The 20416-nt window shown below is 56.2% G+C and carries 17 protein-coding genes; 8 read left to right on the forward strand and 9 right to left on the reverse strand.

Features of this window, described 5'->3' with window-relative positions:
• Positions 1–69: 69 nt before the first annotated feature.
• Complete coding sequence (locus CA264_RS13005; protein ID WP_025607754.1) at positions 70–837, forward strand: peptidylprolyl isomerase; 768 nt, start codon at positions 70–72, stop codon at positions 835–837.
• Between the two features lie 187 nt (positions 838–1024).
• Here the strand turns inward: CA264_RS13005 and CA264_RS13010 are convergent, their stop codons facing one another.
• Positions 1025–3091, reverse strand: a complete 2067-nt coding sequence (locus CA264_RS13010) for a M13 family metallopeptidase (RefSeq protein ID WP_025607756.1) — start codon at positions 3089–3091, stop codon at positions 1025–1027.
• A gap of 154 nt (positions 3092–3245) precedes the next feature.
• Here CA264_RS13010 and CA264_RS13015 point away from each other — a divergent pair, with 154 nt between their 5' ends.
• Entirely contained in the window at positions 3246–3689 is a 444-nt protein-coding gene (locus CA264_RS13015; protein ID WP_025607758.1) for an HIT family protein, read from the forward strand.
• On the opposite strand, the gene CA264_RS13020 is transcribed toward CA264_RS13015, so the two are convergent.
• Together CA264_RS13020 and CA264_RS13025 are read right to left on the reverse strand one after the other, a co-directional pair.
• Positions 3678–4364, reverse strand: coding sequence for a TIGR04283 family arsenosugar biosynthesis glycosyltransferase (locus CA264_RS13020; protein ID WP_025607760.1), 687 nt, complete (start codon positions 4362–4364; stop codon positions 3678–3680). The two genes, CA264_RS13015 and CA264_RS13020, sit on opposite strands and share 12 nt — an antisense overlap.
• A gap of 167 nt (positions 4365–4531) precedes the next feature.
• Complete coding sequence (locus CA264_RS13025) at positions 4532–6997, reverse strand: S9 family peptidase (RefSeq protein ID WP_025607761.1); 2466 nt, start codon at positions 6995–6997, stop codon at positions 4532–4534.
• A 289-nt stretch (positions 6998–7286) separates the two neighbouring features.
• Between CA264_RS13025 and CA264_RS13030 the strand changes: the two genes are divergently transcribed.
• Positions 7287–8843: a M28 family metallopeptidase gene (locus CA264_RS13030; protein WP_025607763.1), complete on the forward strand. Its 1557-nt coding sequence runs from the start codon at positions 7287–7289 to the stop codon at positions 8841–8843.
• A 237-nt stretch (positions 8844–9080) separates the two neighbouring features.
• The gene (locus CA264_RS13035; protein WP_025607764.1) at positions 9081–9374 is read left to right on the forward strand and encodes a (2Fe-2S) ferredoxin domain-containing protein; all 294 of its coding nucleotides are present in this window, start codon (positions 9081–9083) and stop codon (positions 9372–9374) included.
• A gap of 60 nt (positions 9375–9434) precedes the next feature.
• Here the strand turns inward: CA264_RS13035 and CA264_RS13040 are convergent, their stop codons facing one another.
• Positions 9435–9971, reverse strand: coding sequence for a ferritin (locus CA264_RS13040; protein ID WP_025607766.1), 537 nt, complete (start codon positions 9969–9971; stop codon positions 9435–9437).
• Between the two features lie 182 nt (positions 9972–10153).
• Positions 10154–10507 (reverse strand): hypothetical protein, encoded by a 354-nt coding sequence (locus CA264_RS13045; protein WP_025607768.1) that lies wholly within the window; start codon positions 10505–10507, stop codon positions 10154–10156.
• 154 nt (positions 10508–10661) lie between these two features.
• Between CA264_RS13045 and CA264_RS13050 the strand changes: the two genes are divergently transcribed.
• On the forward strand, positions 10662–11036 hold the full coding sequence (locus CA264_RS13050) for a cupin domain-containing protein (RefSeq protein WP_036776656.1): 375 nt from the start codon (positions 10662–10664) through the stop codon (positions 11034–11036).
• A 114-nt stretch (positions 11037–11150) separates the two neighbouring features.
• On the opposite strand, the gene CA264_RS13055 is transcribed toward CA264_RS13050, so the two are convergent.
• The 3 genes from CA264_RS13055 to CA264_RS13065 all read right to left on the reverse strand — a co-directional run bounded on the left by CA264_RS13055 (position 11151) and on the right by CA264_RS13065 (position 14249).
• A complete protein-coding gene (locus CA264_RS13055) occupies positions 11151–12197 on the reverse strand; it encodes a hypothetical protein (protein ID WP_025607772.1) in 1047 nt (348 codons plus the stop codon).
• A 123-nt stretch (positions 12198–12320) separates the two neighbouring features.
• Positions 12321–13058, reverse strand: a complete 738-nt coding sequence (locus CA264_RS13060; protein WP_025607774.1) for a LytR/AlgR family response regulator transcription factor — start codon at positions 13056–13058, stop codon at positions 12321–12323.
• Positions 13059–13145: 87 nt separating this feature from the next.
• Positions 13146–14249 (reverse strand): sensor histidine kinase, encoded by a 1104-nt coding sequence (locus CA264_RS13065; RefSeq protein ID WP_025607776.1) that lies wholly within the window; start codon positions 14247–14249, stop codon positions 13146–13148.
• Between the two features lie 447 nt (positions 14250–14696).
• Here CA264_RS13065 and CA264_RS13075 point away from each other — a divergent pair, with 447 nt between their 5' ends.
• Positions 14697–15284: a hypothetical protein gene (locus CA264_RS13075; protein WP_025607778.1), complete on the forward strand. Its 588-nt coding sequence runs from the start codon at positions 14697–14699 to the stop codon at positions 15282–15284.
• Between the two features lie 297 nt (positions 15285–15581).
• On the opposite strand, the gene CA264_RS13080 is transcribed toward CA264_RS13075, so the two are convergent.
• The gene (locus CA264_RS13080) at positions 15582–15923 is read right to left on the reverse strand and encodes an MGMT family protein (protein WP_025607780.1); all 342 of its coding nucleotides are present in this window, start codon (positions 15921–15923) and stop codon (positions 15582–15584) included.
• Positions 15924–16116: 193 nt separating this feature from the next.
• Here CA264_RS13080 and CA264_RS13085 point away from each other — a divergent pair, with 193 nt between their 5' ends.
• Together CA264_RS13085 and CA264_RS13090 are read left to right on the forward strand one after the other, a co-directional pair.
• Positions 16117–17199 (forward strand): efflux RND transporter periplasmic adaptor subunit, encoded by a 1083-nt coding sequence (locus CA264_RS13085; RefSeq protein ID WP_025607781.1) that lies wholly within the window; start codon positions 16117–16119, stop codon positions 17197–17199.
• Between the two features lie 99 nt (positions 17200–17298).
• The gene (locus CA264_RS13090; RefSeq protein WP_025607782.1) at positions 17299–20406 is read left to right on the forward strand and encodes an efflux RND transporter permease subunit; all 3108 of its coding nucleotides are present in this window, start codon (positions 17299–17301) and stop codon (positions 20404–20406) included.
• Positions 20407–20416: the final 10 nt, after the last annotated feature.

Genomic DNA, 20416 nt, shown 5'->3' on the forward strand with positions numbered 1-20416 from the left:
CATAGAGCCAGCATGTGTAACTATACAGAAAAACGGCTATCTTTAAAGTACGAGCAACAGATAACCATCATGAGAAAAACTTTTCAGCCCCCTTTGTGCCGCACGTTGCTGCTGGCCGCCTGCCTGCTGCCACTCTTTAGCTGCAGCAACTCCTCCGAGGAGGCCAAAGGCGAACAAACCGAAACGACCACTGAGGATGAGCAGGCACTGGAGCCGCTAACAAACGAAAATGCGGTAGCTAAGCTGGAGGCCTACGGCCAACGTCACCCCGACAGCCTTGCCGTAATCAGCACCCGCCACGGCGACATTAAGGTGCGCCTGTATAAAGACACGCCACTGCACCGCGCTAACTTCGTGCGTCTCACCAAAGCCGGCTTCTACAATCAGGGGGAGTTTTACCGTGTCGTGAAGGGCTTTGCCGTACAGGGCGGCGACTCAGACGAGCGCCAGATGAGCCAGGGCTCCTACAAAGTCCCCCAGGAGTTTAGCCCCAGCCACATCCATAAGCGCGGCGCACTCGCCATGGCCCGCTACGGCGACGAGCGCAACCCGGACAAAGAATCCTCCTCTCATAACTTCTACATCGTGACAGGGGAGCCGGTAACCAAAGAGGAACTGCTGGCCTTTGAGCAAAAGCACGGCATAGACTACACCCCAGCACAAGAGGCAACTTACTTGAAAGTAGGCGGCGAGCCTGGCCTGGACACAGAGTATACCGTGTTCGGAGAAGTGGTGGAAGGCATGGACGTAGTAGAGCAGATTGAGCAGGAGCCGGTGGACGCCTCTGACTGGCCGCGCCAGATTGTGCCGCATACCATCAAAGTTGTAAACGAATAAAGCCTGCCCCTAAACTATAGTAGTGCCTGCTTCCCCGGATACGGTTGCCGCATCCCCCGGCGCGGCAACATACCGGTGTCAGGCAAAAGAGCAGCCCTTGCACTAACCAGGGGGTTTACCTACGGGCTAAAAACAAAAGAGGCTCTGCAATAGCTGCAGAGCCTCTTTTGTTCAAATGATGTCTGTTTTACCAGATCTTGATGCGCTTTTCATCACTACGCACCATCGGGTCATTCTGGTCGCAACCAAACGCCTCATAGAACTGCGGCATGTTGGCTACCGGGCCATTGGTTCGGAAGCGCCCCGGTGAGTGCGGATCTGTCAGGATCTGCTGGTTCTGTGCCTCGTCTCGCATGTTCACGCGCCAAATCTGCGCCCAGGCCAGGAAGAAGCGCTGCTCCGGCGTCAGGCCGTCGATCTTACCCGGGTTTTTCTCGGCCAGGGCCTTCTGCAGGGCAGTGTAGGCAATGTTCAGGCCTCCGATGTCGGCAATGTTCTCGCCCAGCGTCAGCTTACCGTTTACGTGCAGGTTATCCAGCACGGTGTACTGGTCGTACTGATCTGCAACGGCATTCGCACGGGAGGTAAACTGCTCCTTATCGACATCAGACCACCAGTTCTTCAGGTTTCCCTCATAATCGTACTGGGCGCCCTGGTCGTCGAAGCCGTGGGTCAGCTCGTGGCCGATTACGGCACCCATACCACCGTAGTTCACCGCATCATCGGCGTTCGGGTCGAAAAACGGCGGCTGCAGGATACCGGCAGGGAACACGATCTCGTTCATGGTCGGGTTATAGTAGGCGTTTACCGTCGGCGGCGACATAAACCACTCTTCACGATCCACCGGCTGCCCGATCTTACCGATATTGTCACGGAAGGCAAACTGGCTGGCGCGCATCACGTTGGCGGCATAAGAGTCGCGGCTGATGTCCAGGCCTTTGTAGTCTTCCCACTTATCCGGGTAACCGATTTTCACCGCGAAGGCCTCTAGCTTCTGCAGCGCGCGCTGCTTTGTTTCCTCGCTCATCCAATCCAGGTCGCGCACATGCTCCTTAAACGACTCCTGCAGGTTCTGGACCATGGTGATGGCCTTCTGCTTGGCTTCGGGGGAGAAGGTTTTCTGTACATACAGCTGCCCCAGCGCCTCGCCCAGCGCACTGTCGGTGGCACGCAGCACCCGCTTCCAGCGCGGCTGCATCTCTTTGGCGCCGCTCAGCACTTTGCCATAGAAGTTGAAGTTCTCCTGCACAAAGTCCTGGCTCAGGTACGGCGCTGCTGTGCGGGCAAGGTGCCACTTGGTATATGTTTTCCAATCCTCCAGCGACACGTTCTTCAGCATGCTGTTCAGCTCCTTGAAGAAAGCCGGCTGGCCCACAATAATCTCTTTGGCAGCCGTAGCGCCCATTCCCGTCAGGAGCTGGCTCACCTTCAGGTTCGGGTTCTGGTTGGCAAACTCCTGGATGGTCATCTTGTTATAGTTGGCGTAAGGGTCGCGCAGGTCTACACGGGCCTTTGATGCAGTGGCCAGCTTTGTCTCGATGCTCATGACCGTCTGCGCCTTCTTCTGGGCTGTGGCCGCGTCGTCGCCCAACAGCTGGAACATGCGCTGCAGGTGCTGCACATACTCTGTGCGAATGGTCTTCGAGCGCTCGTCATCCTTCAGATAATAATCGCGGTCCGGAAGGCCCAGGCCATCCTGCCCCGCCTGCAGCGCATACTGCGTGCTGATCTTATCGTCCTGCGACACATACATGCTGAAAAAGCCACTCACTCCCATGGTTTTCAGGTCGGCCACGGTCTTGATCAGCTCATCTGTACTTTTCACAGCGCCTATCCGGTCCAGCTCCGGCTTTATCGGGTTAATGCCGGCCTGGTTAGCCGCCACGGAGTCCATACCGACGGCATAGAAGTCGCCGATCAGCTGGGAAGCGGAGCCCTTTGCGGCCGTCGTGTTGGACGAGGCCTCGGTCAGCAGCTCGCGCAGCACCGCGTTGTTTTTCTCAGCAAGCTCATTAAAAGATCCCCAACGGCTCTCTGACGCCGGGATCGGGTTGTTCTTTAGCCAGCCGCCGTTGGCATACTGGTAAAAGTCCTGGCACGCGCTCACGGTGGTATCCAGGTTGGCCAGGTCCAGGCCACGGCTAATACCAGCCTCGGTTGTATCGGCTGTGCCTTCCTGGGAAGAAGTGCTACAACCGCCGAGCAGCAGCCCCGCCAACAACGCCGAGTACGGCAACAAGTGTGTTCTTTTCATAAAGCTATTAAGAATGGTTAGATCAATATAAGGTACAAACTTTTGGCTTAGATTCAAACCTGTACATCTTCTACTGCCTCTTTGTTGCTACTTACCCGGAAAAAAGGTTAATTTACATACCCATAGCCATCGCTCCCGGAAAGACAGAAGAAGTATGATAGCAGAGAAGAGTTTTTACACGGTGTTAAACAGCAGTGATTACTACGAGATAGGCCTTGACACGGACCTGCAGGCGTTGGTGCTGCGTTATAAGCGCAGTGGCACCTCGGAAGAGTACCGCTCTCTCCATGTAGAGCTGCTGGAGGCCATGGAGCGCGTGCATGTAAACCGCATGCTGGTGCACACGCAGCACATGGGGGCTGTGGCCCCTGAAGACCAGCGCTGGCTCGGGCAGAGTATGATTCCGATGCTGGCCATGGCAGCCTTAGGCAACTACCTGCACGTGGCGGTGATCGTGCCGGACGACAACATTTTTACGCAGCTGGCTGTGGAGAACGTGGAGCAGCTCTGCAATGAAAACCGCAACTGCACAAACCGGAACTTCAGCAACATAGCCGCCGCAAGGCAGTGGCTCGGCGAGCAGCAGCTACCGCTGTAACAGCCGTTTATACACCCGCACCAACCGCTCCTGAGACGCCCCGAGCTTGTATAGCGCATAAATCAGGAAATACCCCAGCTGTATTTTATAAACCCCGTGCTGGCTGTACTTTCGCGCCGAAGTGGTAACCTGCTGCGGCAGCACAACAAAAGCCCCGTACTTGCGCAACCTGCCAATAATCTCCTGGTCCTCCAGCAGCCGCAGCCGCTCGTCGAACCCATTGGCTTTCTCAAACACATCCCGCCGCACAAACAGGCTCTGATCCCCGAAGCGCACGGCATCGGCATCAAACCTGGTGAACCAGGCGTTCAGGCGCAGGAACCAGTGCGGCAGGTCAAACTGCAGGCGATAGCAGCCACTGCCATGCCCCTGCCCCACCGCCTGCCTCAGCTGTTGCTCAAAGCCCTGCGGCGGAAACGTATCGGCGTGCAGAAAGTACAGGATATCGCCGGTAGCCACGGCAGCGGCACAGTTCATCTGCGGCCCGCGCCCCTTCCGCTCGCACCGCAGCACTTTTACCCCCATCGCTTCGGCTATACTTCGTGTGGCGTCGGTGCTTCCACCGTCGGCAAGTATAACCTCGGTACCGCTGCTGGCATGCCGCTGCAGGTAAGCCAGCAGGTCCGCTATAACGGCCTCCTCGTTTAGGGCGGGTATGATGATACTGAGTTTCAAGTATGATTGGGGTGATACAGGCTGCTGTATGGATGTGCTTAGGAATACGGCTGCAGGCGAGAAAGTTTCTGCTTTTGGCCGCGTGCGTGCTTTTCACGGCCACTGTACATATAAAAAAGCTCCGGCTGCATCTGCAACCGGAGCTTTTTCACTTACAGGCCCGGGCCTTACTGCACCGGGCGGTTCTTCACATACTTGTCCAGCCACTGGTCCATCTCCCACAGCATGTGCAGGATGGACTCTTTCGCACGGTAGCCGTGGCTCTCGGCTGGCAGGAACACCAGGCGGGCAGTGGCGCCGTGGCCTTTCAGGGCGTTGTAAAAGCGCTCGCTCTGGATCGGGAACGTGCCGGAGTTGTTGTCGGCCTCCCCGTGGATGAGCAGGATCGGCTCGTTCACTTTATTGGCGAACGAGAACGGCGACATCTGGAAGTATACTTCCGGGGCGTCCCAGTAGGTACGCTCCTCCGCCTGGAAACCGAACGGGGTGAGGGTACGGTTATAGGCGCCGCTGCGTGCGATACCGGCCGCAAACAGGTCGGAGTGCGCCAGCAGGTTGCCTGTCATAAAGGCCCCGTAGGAGTGCCCGCCTACAGCCACACGCTTCGGGTCTACTACGCCCATCTCCACCACTTCGTTGATGGCGGCCTTAGCGCTGGCCACCAGCTGCTGCACATAGGTGTCGTTTGGCTGGGCGTCGCCCTCTCCCACAATCGGGATGTCGGTTCTGTCGAGCACCGCATAGCCCTGCGTCACCCAAAACAGCGGCGAGCCCCAGCTGATGCGCGTGAACTCATACGGCGACCCTTTCACCTGGCCTGCGGCATCGGCACTCTTAAACTCGCGCGGGTAGGCCCACAGCAGCATCGGAAGCGGCGCATCGCCCTTCTTGAAGTCCTTCGGCAAGTATAAAACAGCCGTCAGGTTCACCCCGTCTTCCCGCTTATACTGCAGCATCTGCTTTTGCACGCCCTCCAGCTGTGGGTTCGGGTGCGGGAAAGCCGTTACCTGCGTCAGCTTCTTATCGTCCATGTCGCGCACGAAGTAGTTCGGCGGGTCGTTTTCAGACTCTCTCCTGGTGATGATCTTCTTATTTTTTAAGTCGATGATATCCACCGGGCGCTCATAGTACGGCGCCTCTGACCGCCACAGGATATCCGCCTTTTTCGATTTCAGGTTAAACTCGCTGACAAAAGGCCTGTTGCCCTCCGGCGAGCCGCCTTCAGACACCATGTAAATGTTCTGCTTCTTCTTGTCGGTGAGCAGCACACTGCGGCCATACTGGTTTTTGGTAAATACCGGGGAGCCCGGGTCGTTGTAGTTGTCTTCGTAAGAGCGGTCGATCAAAACTACGCCGGCCTTAGACGGTTTGGACGGGTCAACCAAAGTGCTGCGCTCCTGGCGGGTTTTCCACCAGCGCTCGTTTACAATGGCCATGTCCTCGCCCCAGGCCACGCCTCGGTAGCGGAGCTTTGTAGAGGCCAGTTTGGTGGGCTCGGCCGTGAAGGGGGCGCTCAGCATGTACACGTTATCGCGCACAGCGGCTTCCTTGTTGGCATCGCCTCCGTCCTGCGCCTCTGCCCAGTACAGGGTAGCCGGCTTATCGGGGCGCCAGCTGTAGTTACGCGGGCCCTTGGCCACGGCATCAAAGGCAATGGGAATGTCTTCGGCCAAAGGCAGCTTTGCCAGCTCCTTTACCTTTTGGCCATCACGGCTCCACACCTCCACTTTGTAGGGGAAGTAGTAATGCGGCACCAGGTAGGAATAGGGCTTCTGGATCGTTTCCACCAGCAGGTACTGCCCGTCAGGCGAGGACTCCATACTTTTGATGATACCGGCCTCCCCGATCGGCTCCTGCTTTCCGTCCAGTGTTACCAGCTTAAGCTGTGTCTGCATGTAATAGTCAAACAGCTGCTCGTCGTTCCGGTTCTTCAGCAGGTCCTGGTACGTGCGCGAAGGCTTGGCCTTGCCGATGTTCTGCTGCACCGTTGGGCCGGCTGGCACGCCGGAGGCCTTCGGCATCTCGCCGCGCTGCTCGTCCACAAACTTTACAACGAGCGTCTTGCTGTCCGAGAGCCACTCAAACGGGCGGCCGCTGTAGGCGTCGTTAACAACGGCATCGGTTAGTTTACGGGCTTCTTTTGTACCCAAATCAACGAGCCAAAGCTCAATGCCGTTGGCTTTGGTGTTGGTAAAGGCAACGTGCTTCTCATCCGGCGACCAGGCCATGTTAGCCAGCTGCGCGTCCTGCGGAAGGCCTTTTATCTGGAACTCATCGGCGTTGCTTACTTTCTTCAGCTTAACGTTACTGTAATAGTAGCCGCGGCTGGGGCCATTGGTGGCCGGGTTGATGCGCATGCCAGCCAAACGGCTTTCAGGGGCAGACACCTCCGCTATGCTCGGGTAGCCCGGGCTCTCGAGCAGCAGCATCCAGTCTCCTTTGGCGCTTATGCTGACAGAAGGCGTGTTGGGCGCCTCGATAATGGCGGCGATGGTTTCGGGGGGCCGCTGGTACCCGCTGTTGGCATCCTGCCCGCCCTGGGCCAGGGCAACAGGCGCAGCTCCGCCCAGCAGCAGCAGGCACAGCAGGCGCGAGGCCATGCGCCTGGCCTTCTTCGTTTTTGTGAGATTCATAAGAGGTGTGAGGTTAGTTTAAGTTTAGCGGTTAGACAAGAATCAGGAATCATGGTTTAAATATATAGTAATAATCATTACCTTAGAAGAAGCAAGACCTTCGTTACCAGTTAAATGCGAAACGGGCCTGCCTACCGTGTTGCCGGGCGGGGCTGTAAACTGTGCCAGGGAGGCATGCGCCGTGGAGGTAGCGCGCCTGCAGGCGATAAGGCAAAGCAGCCATTTGCTGGCTTGGCTTCTTTCGATGATCACACTGATTTTTAAATACGATAACCACCTTTAACAACTCATGAAAAAAAGAACTCTCCTAGCCACCGCTTTGCTCCTGCAGTTTGCCTTTGCGGCGCAGGCACAGCAAGAGCCTGTCAACCTTGATGCCGTGCACCGCATCAAGCAGGAAGGCCTGCAGAACTCGCAGGTCATGCAAACGGCCTTTTACCTCACAGACGTGTCCGGGCCCCGCCTTTCCGGCTCGCCGGGGCTGATGCGGGCAAGCGAGTGGGCAAAGAAACAGCTGATCGACTGGGGGCTGCAGAACGCACGCCTGGAAGAGTGGGGAGAGTTTGGCCGCGGCTGGGAAGTTGAGAAGTCCTACATTGCGATGGCCGCGCCCTACTACCAGCAGCTGATCGCCACCCCCAAAGCCTGGACACCCGGCACCGACGGAGCGGTAAACGCAGAGGCCGTGCTGGTGCACCTCGAGAAGGAGGAAGACCTGGAGCAGTACAGAGGCAAGCTCAAGGGAAAGGTCATACTTACCAAAATCGACGAGAAGGCCGAGACCTCCTTTGAGGCTGATGCCAAGCGCTACACAGAAGAAGAGCTGCACGAGCTGGCCATGAGCCTGGAGGCCAGCAGAAGCCAGAGCCGCTGGACGCCCGAGCGCATAGCAGCGTACAGAGCCCGCATGGCACTTCTAAGCAAGGCAAACGAGTTTTTCCAGCAGGAAGGCGCCGCTGTTTTGCTTAGCTCCCGTGGCGGCACCCACGGCACTCACTTCACCAGCAACGGCTCTCCTTATGCCCCCGACGCCAAACCGACGCTCCCGGAACTGGAAATGGGCCTGGAGGACTACAACCGTATCGTGCGCCTGCTGGAGGCCAAGCAGCCAGTAAAGCTGGAGGTTGAGACCAAAACCCGTTTCTTCTCCGACGACTTGAAAGGCTACAACGTGGTGGCCGAAATCCCCGGCACAGACAAAAAGCTGAAGGACGAGGTCGTGATGCTGGGAGGCCACCTCGACTCCTGGCACGGCTCCACCGGTGCCACCGACAACGCAGCCGGCGTGGCTGTGATGATGGAGGCGGTGCGTATCCTACAGGCCGCCGGCTTTAAGCCAAAGCGCACCATTCGCATCGCCCTGTGGGGAGGCGAAGAGCAGGGCCTGCACGGCTCCAGGGGCTATGTGAAGCAGCACTTCGGCGACCCGGCCACGATGAAACTGACCAAAGAGCACGAGAAGTTCTCCGCCTACTATAACCTCGACAACGGCACCGGCAAGATCCGGGGTATTTACCTGCAGGGCAACGATGCTGTCCGCCCCGTGATGGAGGCTTGGCTGGCTCCTTTCCATGACTTAGGCGCCACCACCACCACCATCCGCAACACAGGCGGCACCGACCACCTGGCCTTTGACGCAGTTGGCCTTCCCGGCTTCCAGTTCATACAGGATGAGATAGAGTACGACACCCGCACCCATCACACCAACCAGGACTCCTACGACCGCCTGCAGGCAGACGACCTGAGACAGGCGGCCACCATTGTCGCCTCGATGGTATACCACACAGCTATGCGCGACAAAAAGCTGCCGCGCAAGCCACTGCCAAAGCCGCGGGAGGCATCCTGATGCGCATTCTCCCATAGCACCGTAAAAGGCCGGCAGACAATCTGCCGGCCTTATTTTTTCCGCTGCAGGCAAACCTCTACCTTTGCTCCCGCACACCGGACAGAACTAACGTGCAGCGCTTTAGGTTATAGCTTCTGACAGATAGCCCGTGGCTACCAGAAGCAGCCGCGGCTGCGCGCGCAGGCATTCTATCCGCAGTTAAACGACAGACATCGAATTTCTCCGTAGACCCATTACATGAGCAAGAGTTTTAATACACCTGATAAGGTAATCTATGTATGCACGGGCAGTAAGTGCAAAAAGAAAGGCGGCAAGGACCTGGGCAAGATGTTCCGGGGCATGATAAAAGAGCTGGGCCTGAAAGGGCAGGTGGAGGTCGTGAAGACCGACTGCACCGACCGCTGTGACTACGCCCCTGTTATCTGTATGCAGCCCGACAATTTTTGGGTGGCGCAGACGGATGAAGCCAAGGCCAAAGAGGCCTTTGAGACGCACGTGCTACGGGCTACCCCCAAAGAGGAACCCCGGTAAAAGCAGCAAGGCCCTGAATCAGATTCAGGGCCTTGCTGCTTTTATACATTTGCCGTAGGCTTAGTCTTCGTACGTTTTCTCGTAGCCAATCTTCGGTACGCGCTTGTCTATTTCGTAATGGCCTGTGCCTTCCTCGCCGATCACTTCGAAGAGCTCCAGCGCACGGCGTGCCACATACTCCTCCTCTATCTGCTCTTTCAGGAACCACTGTAAGAACGTAAAGGTCACGTAGTCCTTCTCCTTCTGGCACTTGTCTGCTATGCGGTTAAAAGACTGCGTTACGGCTATCTCCTGCTGCAGGGCCTGCTCAAAAACGCCTCTAAACGATTCGAACTCAACCTGCACGTTGGTTACCTCCGGCGAAACAGCACGCCCACCCATGTCTGAAACAAACTTGAACAGGCGCAGCATGTGCTCCCGCTCCTCATCCGATTGCTTCTTAAAGTAGCCGGCGCTGAAGTCGAAGCCGTTGCGGTCGCACCAGCTGCTCATGGCCAGGTACATGGCAGACGCTTCCGCCTCCATCTTAATCTGATCGTTCAGTGATTTTTCTATAGTCTCTGTCAGAGAGGTTCTAAGTCTCAGTAAGTCTTTCATAAAGTTGGGTGTTTAGGTAGTAATGAGAGCGTGCACCGTGCCCGGTGCCTCCTCTTTCATACTTCAATATAAGCACTTTTGTTGTGCCCAGGCAACACCCCGATGAAATACAGAAATAGTCTAAATTAAAAAAGCACAGCCTTCGCAGCTGTGCTCCACACATGTTCTAAAAGAGAGCGGCGCTACACCAGCTCGGCATGCAGGCACTCGTGCAGCATGCTGTTCAGCTCCAGCATAAAACGCGCACCAGCCAACAGCTCCTTCAGGCTGCAAAGCTCCGGCAGCGTGAGCACATAGCAGCGGTCGCAGCCACAAACGGTCACAATGTCAAAGTCAGCGGCGCGTGCCGGGCTGCTGGCCATCTCATCCAGGTTAATGCTGTCTACGGCATGCTTCAGGCGCAGAAAAGCCTCTATCTTCAGCAGGGAGCGCTGGCCTGCAAAGTCCAGCATAATGCGGTTGCGGCGGTCGCACTGGTATACGGCGCCTGCCTCTGATGTATAAATTTCTGCGAGATGGGTGGCTGTATCGATCATGTGGCGTATCTTAGCTGTATGCGGCTTTGCTGTTGTCCTGCAAAACTAACTACTATTTAGAACCAGTCCAAATAAAAACGTAAGCTTATTTAGAACAGATTCAGATAAGTTGAAAGAAAGCAGAAAACAGGCAAAACCGGAAGAACGCAAAAGCATGGAAAAGAACATAGACAAGGTAAACCTGGCAGAGAAGTTCGGCCAGTTCTCAGACCACTGGAACCCGCGCATTGTAGGCGAGCTAAACGGGCAGCAAGTTAAAATTGCCAAGTTTCTGGGCCCCTTTGAGTGGCACCACCACGAGCACGAGGATGAGTTTTTCCTGGTGATAAAGGGGGAGTTTGAAATGCACCTGCGCGACAAGGTGGTCACGCTGAAGCCGGGCGAATGCATGGTTGTACCGCGCGGCGTGGAGCACCGGCCTGTTGCCAGCCAGGAAGCGGAGGTGCTGATGTTTGAGCCTGCCAGCACCGTGAACACCGGCAACCTGCAAGGCAGCGAGCGCACCCGAAAAGACCTGGAGCGGCTGTAGCCGCTACTGGCTGAAAGTCATACTTGGGTGCAGCTTTTCTGCCAGCTGCACCCAAGTATAAGTATAAGTATAAGTATAAGTATAAGTATAAACAGCACTGCTTTGGTGTTGCTGCTACAGCTTGCCGTTCACAACGTGCGGGGCCTTCACCAGTATGGTTTTCAGGTTCAGGCGCACAAGGTCGCCCATGTTCTCGCATTTCAGAAACTCTTTGCTGTTGTGGTGCCTTGCCAGTTCCTTCTTTAGCTGCTCAATTTTCTCAGGCGTGGAAATCTCATCCGTGCGCATGCAGTCAATCAGGTCCTTGAGGCGGTAGCGGGCCGACTTCAGGCGACGGAACATGAGGGTGCGCTCCTCGTTCTGGTACTGCTTTACGACGTCCGGCTTCAGGAGCCGCAGCACCTGCTCCACAATCACGTTGTTATCCTTAAAGAACTGAGGCAGGTACATGGTTTTCTTGCCTTCGTAGGACTGCTGGTCAAAGTCGATGGGCCGCACGCGGTACTGCTCGTCCTCGAAATCGGGCGTTACGTCCACCACATAGTTATAGGAGCGCATATCGCCGAGCAGGCGCACAAAGCAGCGCTCGTTAAACTTTACAAACTCCTTGGCTATGCGCACTTTGTTGGTGGTGGGGCGTTCTATAAAATCCTTGATGAACACATCGCCGGGAATACCCGCAATATGCTCCTCTATGAGCGAGTCGCCGTCTACCAGGTAGTTGATGCGGCTAGGCGACAGGATATGCTCCAGCTCCAGACCGTACATGCGCGAGGCATCGGCACGCTTCAGGTAAAAATAATCGTAGTTGTCGTTGAGCTGGTTCATGATCTGCACCCGGAAGGGGTTTGAGTTGCCGAAGGTGCAGTAGTCAATGCGCGACACGTACAAATGCTCCATCACCGACATATCACCGTCGGTTTTCAGCAGCGCATAAATCATGGTGAGGCCGCGGCTCAGCTCCTGCTGCGTCTGCTGATCGTAGATCACGGACTCCCACAGCGTGTCGTTGCCCTTTTTGTCGTAGTACGGGTACGAATCGGAGTAATGCAGCAGGTCTTCGTACAGCACGGGCAGCTTCGTTTCGCGGTCGTAATAGTGCAGGTACCGGCGGAGCCCCTTGCTGATCGGGTAAAACAGCTTCTTCTTTGAGATGTACACCTTTTTTGAATTATGAATTACGGATTATGAATGGGTGGTCTTTTATACGCTCATTTAGCAAACATACGTCCCCCTTCAATTTCCAACTTTTAATCCATAATTAATAATTCCCAATGGAGAAGGCTACGTCTCCAGCAGGTTATTCTGGTTGAGCACCTGCAGCACCTCGTTTTTATAGAAACGGCCGATGGGCACCTCCGCTTTCCCAATATCGACGGCTGTCGCCGAAAAGGCCTGTATCTTATCAAGGGCAACGATAAAGGAGCGGTGGATGCGCAGGAACTTGTCTGTTGGCAGCTTCTCCTCCAGAAAGGATATCTTCTGGTAAGATATGATCTCCTTTGTCTCCGTCTTCACCCGGATATAGTCCTTCAGGCTCTCGATATAGAGAATGTCCGAGAGCATCACCTTCACCATCTTCTTGTCGGCTTTCAGGTAGATAAAGGCCTCTTTATAATCCTGCGCGAAGGTAGGGGGTGCGGCGGCGGCAACCACGGTTTTGTGCTGCTCCGGGGCAGCCACTTTCGAGACCGCCTTCAGAAAGCGCTCAAAGGCGATGGGCTTCAGGAGGTAATCCACCGCGTTCAGCTCAAAGCCCTCTACGGCATAGTCGCGGTAGGCAGTGGTCAAGATCACGTGCGGCGGGTGCGCCAGCGACCTCAGAAAGTCGATCCCCGTCAGTTTCGGCATCTGGATGTCCAGGAAGAGCAGGTCGATGTGCTCCTGCTGCAGGCAGCCGTAGGCCTCCACAGCATTGTTGCAGCGGCACACCAGCTCCAGGTTATCCAGCCTCTGGATGAATGTCTCCAGCACGTCCAGCGCCAGTGGCTCATCATCCACAATCATACAGCGTAATTTCATAGTCGTTCTTTTAGCACGCCAGACAAAAAGTGCAGAACTCACCTGCAACATGAAAGTACAAAAAGCAGGGCCGCGTTCTTATCCAGCTTAAAATAATATCTCCAGCCTGGCCGCATAGCTCTCCTGCTCGTCCTCGATCTCCAGCTCGTAGCGGCCTTCGTAGAGTAGCTCGAGGCGGCGCTGCAGGTTTCTCAACCCGATGCCGGAGGCCATGTCGCGCGCGCTGTTGCTGGCTTTGTCGCCGCATTTGCAGTTCTCCACCAGCAGCACCAGCTTCCTCTCCGTCACTTTCACATCGATGCAGATCCAGGCGCCCTTGGTTTCGGTGCTCACGCCGTGCTTAAAGGCATTCTCCACGAAGGGCAGCAGCAGCATGGGGGCAATCTGCCGGCCGGCTATACTTCCGGTGGCGGTAAACTGCACATCCACGCGCTCGCCGTAGCGCACCTGCTCCAGGGCAATGTAGTTCCGGATATAGGCCAGCTCCTTCTCCAGGGGCACGGTGGCCGCGTTGGCGTCATAGAGCATGTAGTCCATCAGGCCCGACAGCTTCAGCACCACCTCCGGCGCATTGTCCGACTTCTTGAGCGTGAGCGAATACAGGCTGTTAAGTGTGTTAAACAGGAAGTGCGGGTGGATCTGCGCCTTCAGGAACTTGAGCTCCGCCTCCAGCTTGTCCTGCGTCAGGTTGCGGGCCGCCTGCTGGTGGCTGTACCAGTTCTTGAGCAGCGCGATCACCGACGTTATCGCCACCACATAGTTGATGTTAACTATGTTTTTTATAAAGCGATAGAAGGTCAGGTTATCCTCGGTGCAGGTTGTGGGGCAGAAAATCGGGTGGATGAGGAAGGGCAGCAGCACAAACTGCATCAGCGCTCCGATGGCGCCCATCAGCAACAGCAGGTACACAAAAAACTCCAGGTAGCGCTTTTGCAGCAGGTAGCGCGGCAGCAGGTAGTACATGTTAAAGTACACCAGCGCCATTTTAAACGGCAGCTCCACCAGCTCCACCATAAAGGCGTTGTAGTAGTCATCAATATAGCTGCCGTACAGCAGGCCGAAGAAAACGACATACACCGTCCAGAACAGCAGGTGCAGCAGCATGCGGTTATGCGTTACATTACGCACATCGGGCAGGCTCCACGTAGTGCCGGCCCCCAGGGTGTTGGCCGAGCTCAACTTTATTTCCATGTTACAAAGGTATACTTTCTACTGCACCTTGCCAGCTATGGCACAGGGCTTTTAGACCAGTAGCCGGTGTTTGGCGCCTGGCGGCAATTTGTACATGCCTAACAGCCGGGGCAGGGCCAAAGGTTTATTTCCGGCAGCGCTTTTGCGGTGCCGGTGCCGCATGCGGCTTTTAGCGTCTGCACGCCCGGCTCCACAGCTCACCGGGTGCAGGCGTAAGCTGCGCCTGTACCCGCTTAAAGGGCAGCCTTCCCGGCTCAGTCTGTCGATACTTTCCCTAGCGCGCAACTTACTCATACCCAGAAAACAAGGCTAAGTATAGGCTTCGCCGCCGTTTGTCTAAACCCCATGCAACTTTTTCTAAAAAAATCTATCATTGTATTGATGGTGTGCTGCTTTACAGGCAGTTACACAAAGCGCTACCACTACAACCTATAACAAAATAAAAAGATGAAAAAGACAGTATTCTACCTGATGGCCGCCATGCTGCTGGCATGGGCGGCACCCACAGGCGCCAACGCACAAAAAACCAGCGAGTTCACCGTTGCCGACGCCAACAGCCTGTTCAAGAAGATGTACGGGACCCACCGGGTAAAAACCATGATCTGGCAACCGGAGAAGCAGCAGTTTTTTGAGGCGGCAGGCAGCGTGCGCTACAGCCGCAACGACAACAACACCCTGCGTGAGGAGTTCGCCATAGAGCAGCCCGACGGCACGGTGTTGCGCTACGAGGGCATGCTGCGGTATGATGTGGCGAAGCAGCAGTTCGAGTCTGTACAGTATGATGCCGCCGGAAACGCCACCATCATACTTCAGGGGAAATGGGACCCGAATTTCGCCATGATCCAGCTGGAGCCCATGAAGCGGCAGTGGAAACTGAACGGCAAAAAAAGAAAGCAGGACACGGGCCTGTACCTGCAGTACTTCTTCTTTGACGACGGCACGTTTAAAAAAGTACTCAGATCCCCGGAAGATGCCGGAGACACCTCCATTGCGTATGAGTACCACTGCGTACAGCACAACATTGCTACCAGGTAAGCTTACCGCCGCTTCCTGTGCCAGCGCCGGCACGGGAAGCGGCCACTATTCCTGTTCCCTCTATACTTGATCTCGCAAAAAGGTTTTGTTCTCAGGCTTGGGGCCACCTGCAGCCGTGACGAAGCCAAAGCTGACTGCATTAGGCGTGCGTTAGGCGTGCCTCCCTCTGCTGTGCGCAAACACCGCTATACTTGAAAAACACTGCGGCAACCTTGCCGGCGGGGGTATGCCCGTACCTTTCCAACGGCTTTTCCTGCCAAAAGGCACTGGCAAAGTATAAGCCATTGGGCCAGCCTCCTACAAGAGCTCCTTTGCCGGGTCCCAGAACAGCCTGTCGAAATCCACTACCTTATCGTTCTCCACACGCACCCCCTCCTGCTCCAGCCGCTCCTGCATGGCGTTGGGCGCATCAAAGTGCTGGCTGCCGGTAAGCATCCCAACCCGGTTCACTACCCGGTGGGCTGGAATTTTGGTGAGCGGGTGCGAGGCAATAAGGGCCCAACCCACCATGCGTGCCGAACCTTTTGCCCCTAAATAACTGGCGATGGCGCCGTAAGAGGTCACCCGCCCCGGCGGGATCAACTGCACTACTTCGTACACATTCTGAAAGAAATTATCCTTGCTTTCTTTTTTTGCCATTTTCAATCCGACCGTTTAAACCTTCGCTGTGGTTGTTTGTCTTTTAATAGTGCCTGTTCGTAGAGTTTAAGTTACGACAACTTTTAAAATAGGCCAAGATGGCAGTATCTTTAAAACTATATCACCTCGTACCGCCCGCCGCCTTTTGCAAAGGCAGCGGCACTTAGACAACCTAACCTGTGTTTAAACACAAATGAACAAAACCTTAAAAACCATCCTCATCCTTGTAGCCGTTACGGCAGTCGGCTATTTTGTTTACAAACAATTTACGTCCGGTCCGGCAGAGGCAACCGCAAAAACAGGAGGCCCCATCGCCCAAAAGGTGTCGGTGGACGCCTATGTGGTGTCTCCCACGGCCTACCAGAACAAAATCACGACCACCGGCACGGTAATCCCTAACGAAGACGTGGAGCTGCGCAGCGAGATCGCAGGCCGTGTGACAGGTATAAACTTTGAGGAAGGTAGCCGCGTGCGCCAGGGGCAGTTGCTTTTAACCGTGAACGATGCCGAAATGCGGGCGCAGCTGCAGAAGCTGGAGTCTAACAGGAAGCTTTACGAGGATATGGAGAAGCGCCAGCGCACCCTGCTGGAGAAGGAGTACATCAGTGAGCAGGAGTATGACCAGGTGAGTAACCAACTGGCCACCGCCACTGCCGACATCCAGGCCCTGAAGGCCTCGCTGGCCAAAGCCTACGTACGCGCTCCCTTCGACGGGGTGATCGGCCTGCGCCAGGTAAGCGAAGGCAGCTATGTGTCTGCCACCACCCCTATCGCCCGCCTGGTGGACATCAGCCCGGTAAAAATCGACTTTGCCATCCCGGGCCGCTACAGCCAGGAGGTGCACGAAGGCGATCAGATAACATTCACGGTAGAGGGCAGCCCGGAAACCTACCAGGCCAAGGTCTACGCTATTCAGCCCAACATCGACCCTACCACCCGCACCCTGCAGGTACGGGCTCTGTTCGACAACAAAAACGAAGAAGTAAGGCCCGGTGCCTTTGTGAAGGTGAGCATCACGCTGAAGGACGTGGACGATGCCATCCTGATCCCAACCGAGGCGATTATACCGGAGGCAACCGGCCACAAGGTTTTCCTGGTGAAAGGCGGCAAGGCGGTCCCTCAGATGGTAAAGATCGGCCAGCGCTCCGAAACCATGATCCAGATTATGGAGGGCATCACCCCTGGCGACACCCTTATCCAGGCCGGTATCTTACAGGTGCGCCCCGGATCCGACTTAAGCATCCGCAAGGTTAAAACCGCCGAAGAAGCTCTTTAACACCGTGGCGTTGAAGGCGGTTTACTAAAGTACGGCAAGTATATGTGCTTTGCGTCTGGCTTCTAACTACCAGGGCTCGAACATTAGATTCTAAAAAGTATGAGTTTATCATCCATCAGTATAAAGCGCCCGGTGCTGGCGATCGTGATGAGTATCACGATCATCGTATTCGGTTTTATAGGCATCACCTACCTGGGCGTGCGGGAGTACCCGAGCGTGGACCCTCCCATCGTAAACGTGTCCACCTCCTACACAGGCGCTAACGCCGAGACAATCGAATCTGAGATTACAGAGCCGCTGGAGGAGTCTATTAACGGTATTTCCGGTATCCGGACCTTAACCTCCACCAGCAGCGAGGGCAGCAGCAACATTACCGTGGAGTTTAACTTGGGCGTAGACATGGAGGCCGCCGCCAACGATGTGCGCGACCGCGTGTCCCGGGCCCAGCGCAGGCTGCCCGAAGACGCCGAACCGCCGACGATCTCCAAAGCCGACGCCGACGCCAACCCTATCATCATGCTTGGGGTAAAGAGCGACAGCCGCTCCCTGCTGGAGCTTTCAGACATCGGCCTGAACGTGTTTAAAGAGCAGCTGCAAACGATACCGGGCGTCAGCGAGGTGATGATCTGGGGCGACAAGCGCTACTCCATGCGCCTTTGGATGGACCCTGACAAGCTGGCTGCGCTACAGGTAACGCCCCTGGAGGTGCAGCAGGCCCTGACAAGGCAGAACGTGGAACTGCCTTCCGGCAGCATTGAGGGCGCTACCACAGAGCTCTCCGTCAGAACCATGGGCCGTATCTCCACGCCAGAAGAATTCAACAACCTGATCGTGCGCCAGGACGAAAACCGCCTCATCCGCTTCCGGGATGTGGGGTATGCCCAGCTTTCGCCGGAAAACGAAAAGACGGTGCTCCGCTACAACGGCATCCCTATGATTGGGGTGGTGCTCGTGCCGCAGCCGGGCTCTAACCAGGTTGAGATCGCCGATGAGTTTTACCGCCGCCTCGAGTACATCAAAAAAGACATACCGGAGGACCTGGAGCTGATCATCGGCTTTGACAACACCAAGTATATCAAGGCTTCCATTTCAGAGGTGGAGGAGACGATCTACGTCGCCTTCGGCCTGGTGGTGGTCATCATCTTCCTGTTCCTGCGCGACTGGCGCTCCACGCTGATCCCTGTTGTGGCCATCCCGGTGTCGCTCATTGGCTCTTTCTTCATCATGTATGTGATGGACTTCTCCATTAACGTGCTCACGCTATTGGGTATCGTGCTGGCCATCGGCCTGGTGGTGGACGACGCCATTGTGATGCTCGAGAACATTTACTCCCGCATAGAGCGGGGGGAGGAACCGATGAAGGCGGCGAAAAAAGGCTCCAACGAGATTTACTTCGCCATTATCTCCACCACTGTGGCCCTGGCCGCGGTGTTTATGCCGGTTGCCTTCCTCGAAGACACGACGGGCCGGCTTTTCAGGGAGTTCGGCATTGTAGTAGCGGGCTCGGTTATCATTTCCTCGTTTGTGTCGCTGACGCTAACGCCGATGATGTCGTCACGCCTGCTTAAGCGCAAAGAGCGGCCAAGCTGGTTTTACCGCAAAACAGAGCCTTTCTTTACCTCCCTCACCGATGGCTACCGCAACAGCCTGGAAAGCTTTATGCGGGTGCGCTGGGTGGCCTTTATCCTGATCGTACTTTCGGCGGGGGCTATCTGGTGGCAAATGTCCACGCTGCAGTCTGAGCTAACGCCAAGCGAAGACAGGAGCGGCCTGCGCATTATGGCCACAGGGCCGGAGGGTGCCTCTTTTGAGTTTATGGACTCCTACATGAACGAGCTGACAACCCTGGTGAACGACTCGGTGCCGGGCATCGAAAGCATTGTCTCCATGACCCGCGGTTCCAACTCCGGTTTTGTGCGCCTGCGCCTGGTAGACCCGGCGCAGCGGGAGGTGTCGCAGCAGGAAATTGTAGACGGGCTCCCCAGCCTGGTGGGCAAGATACCGGGCGCCAGGGCTTTTGCCTCCGGCGACAAAGGCCTGGGCGGCGGGCGCGGCTCCGGGCAGCCGGTGCAGTTCGTGGTGCAGTCCCAGAGCATAGATAAACTCCGCGATATCATCCCTTCATTCCTGGAGGCGGCCCAGCAGGACCCGACGTTTAACTTCGTGGACGTAAACCTGAAGTTCAACAAACCGGAGCTGCGTGTAGAGATCGACCGCGAGAAGGCCCTGTCTTTGGGTGTGGACGTGCGTGATATCGCCCAAACCATGCAGCTGGGCCTGAGCGGGTCCCGCTTCGGTTACTTTGTGAAGGGTGGCAAGCAGTACCAGATTCTGGGGCAGGTGGCACGCGAAAACCGCAGCGAACCCCTGGACCTTCGCAGCCTGTACGTAAAAAGCAACACGGGTGAGCTGATACAGCTGGACAACCTGATCCAGCTGAAAGAGGAAAACGCCTCTCCGCAGGTGTACCGCTTTAACCGCTTCGCGGCGGCAACCTTCAGTGCCTCGCTGGCAAAGGGCAAAACCATTGGCGACGGCATTGAGGCCATGGATAAGATCGCCGCCGACGTGCTGGATGAAACGTACCAGACCTCGCTTACGGGCCAGTCCAGGGAGTTTTACGAAAGCTCAGGCAGCTTGCTCTTTGCGTTCCTGCTGGCCCTCGGCCTGATCTACCTGGCGCTGTCGGCCCAGTTCGAGAGCTTCCGCGACCCGGTGATCATCATGTTTACCGTACCGTTGGCCCTTGCCGGTGCCCTGCTCAGCCTTTGGTATTTTGATGAAACGCTGAACATCTTCAGCCAGATCGGCATGATCATGCTGGTGGGCCTGGTTACCAAAAACGGTATCCTGCTGGTGGAATTTGCCAACCAGCGCAAAGAGGAGGGCCTGGACAAGCAGGCGGCGGCCACGGATGCTGCCGTATCCCGCTTCCGCCCTATCCTGATGACGAGCTTGTCAACCATCCTGGGCACGCTGCCAATCGCACTGGCCCTGGGTGCCGGTTCGGAGAGCAGGGTCTCCATGGGTATTGCCGTGGTGGGCGGCCTGATCTTCGCCACCGGCCTGACGCTGTACATCATCCCGGCCATCTACTCCTACTTCTCCTCTTCCGAAGCCAACGTGGCACGCATGCAGGACGAGGAAGAGCAGGATACCGACACGCATCAGCAAGAGCCGGCGCGCGAGCCAGCCTTCAGCAAGTAAACAAAACGCA

The sequence above is a fragment of the Pontibacter actiniarum genome, from assembly GCF_003585765.1.
GTDB lineage: Bacteria > Bacteroidota > Bacteroidia > Cytophagales > Hymenobacteraceae > Pontibacter > Pontibacter actiniarum.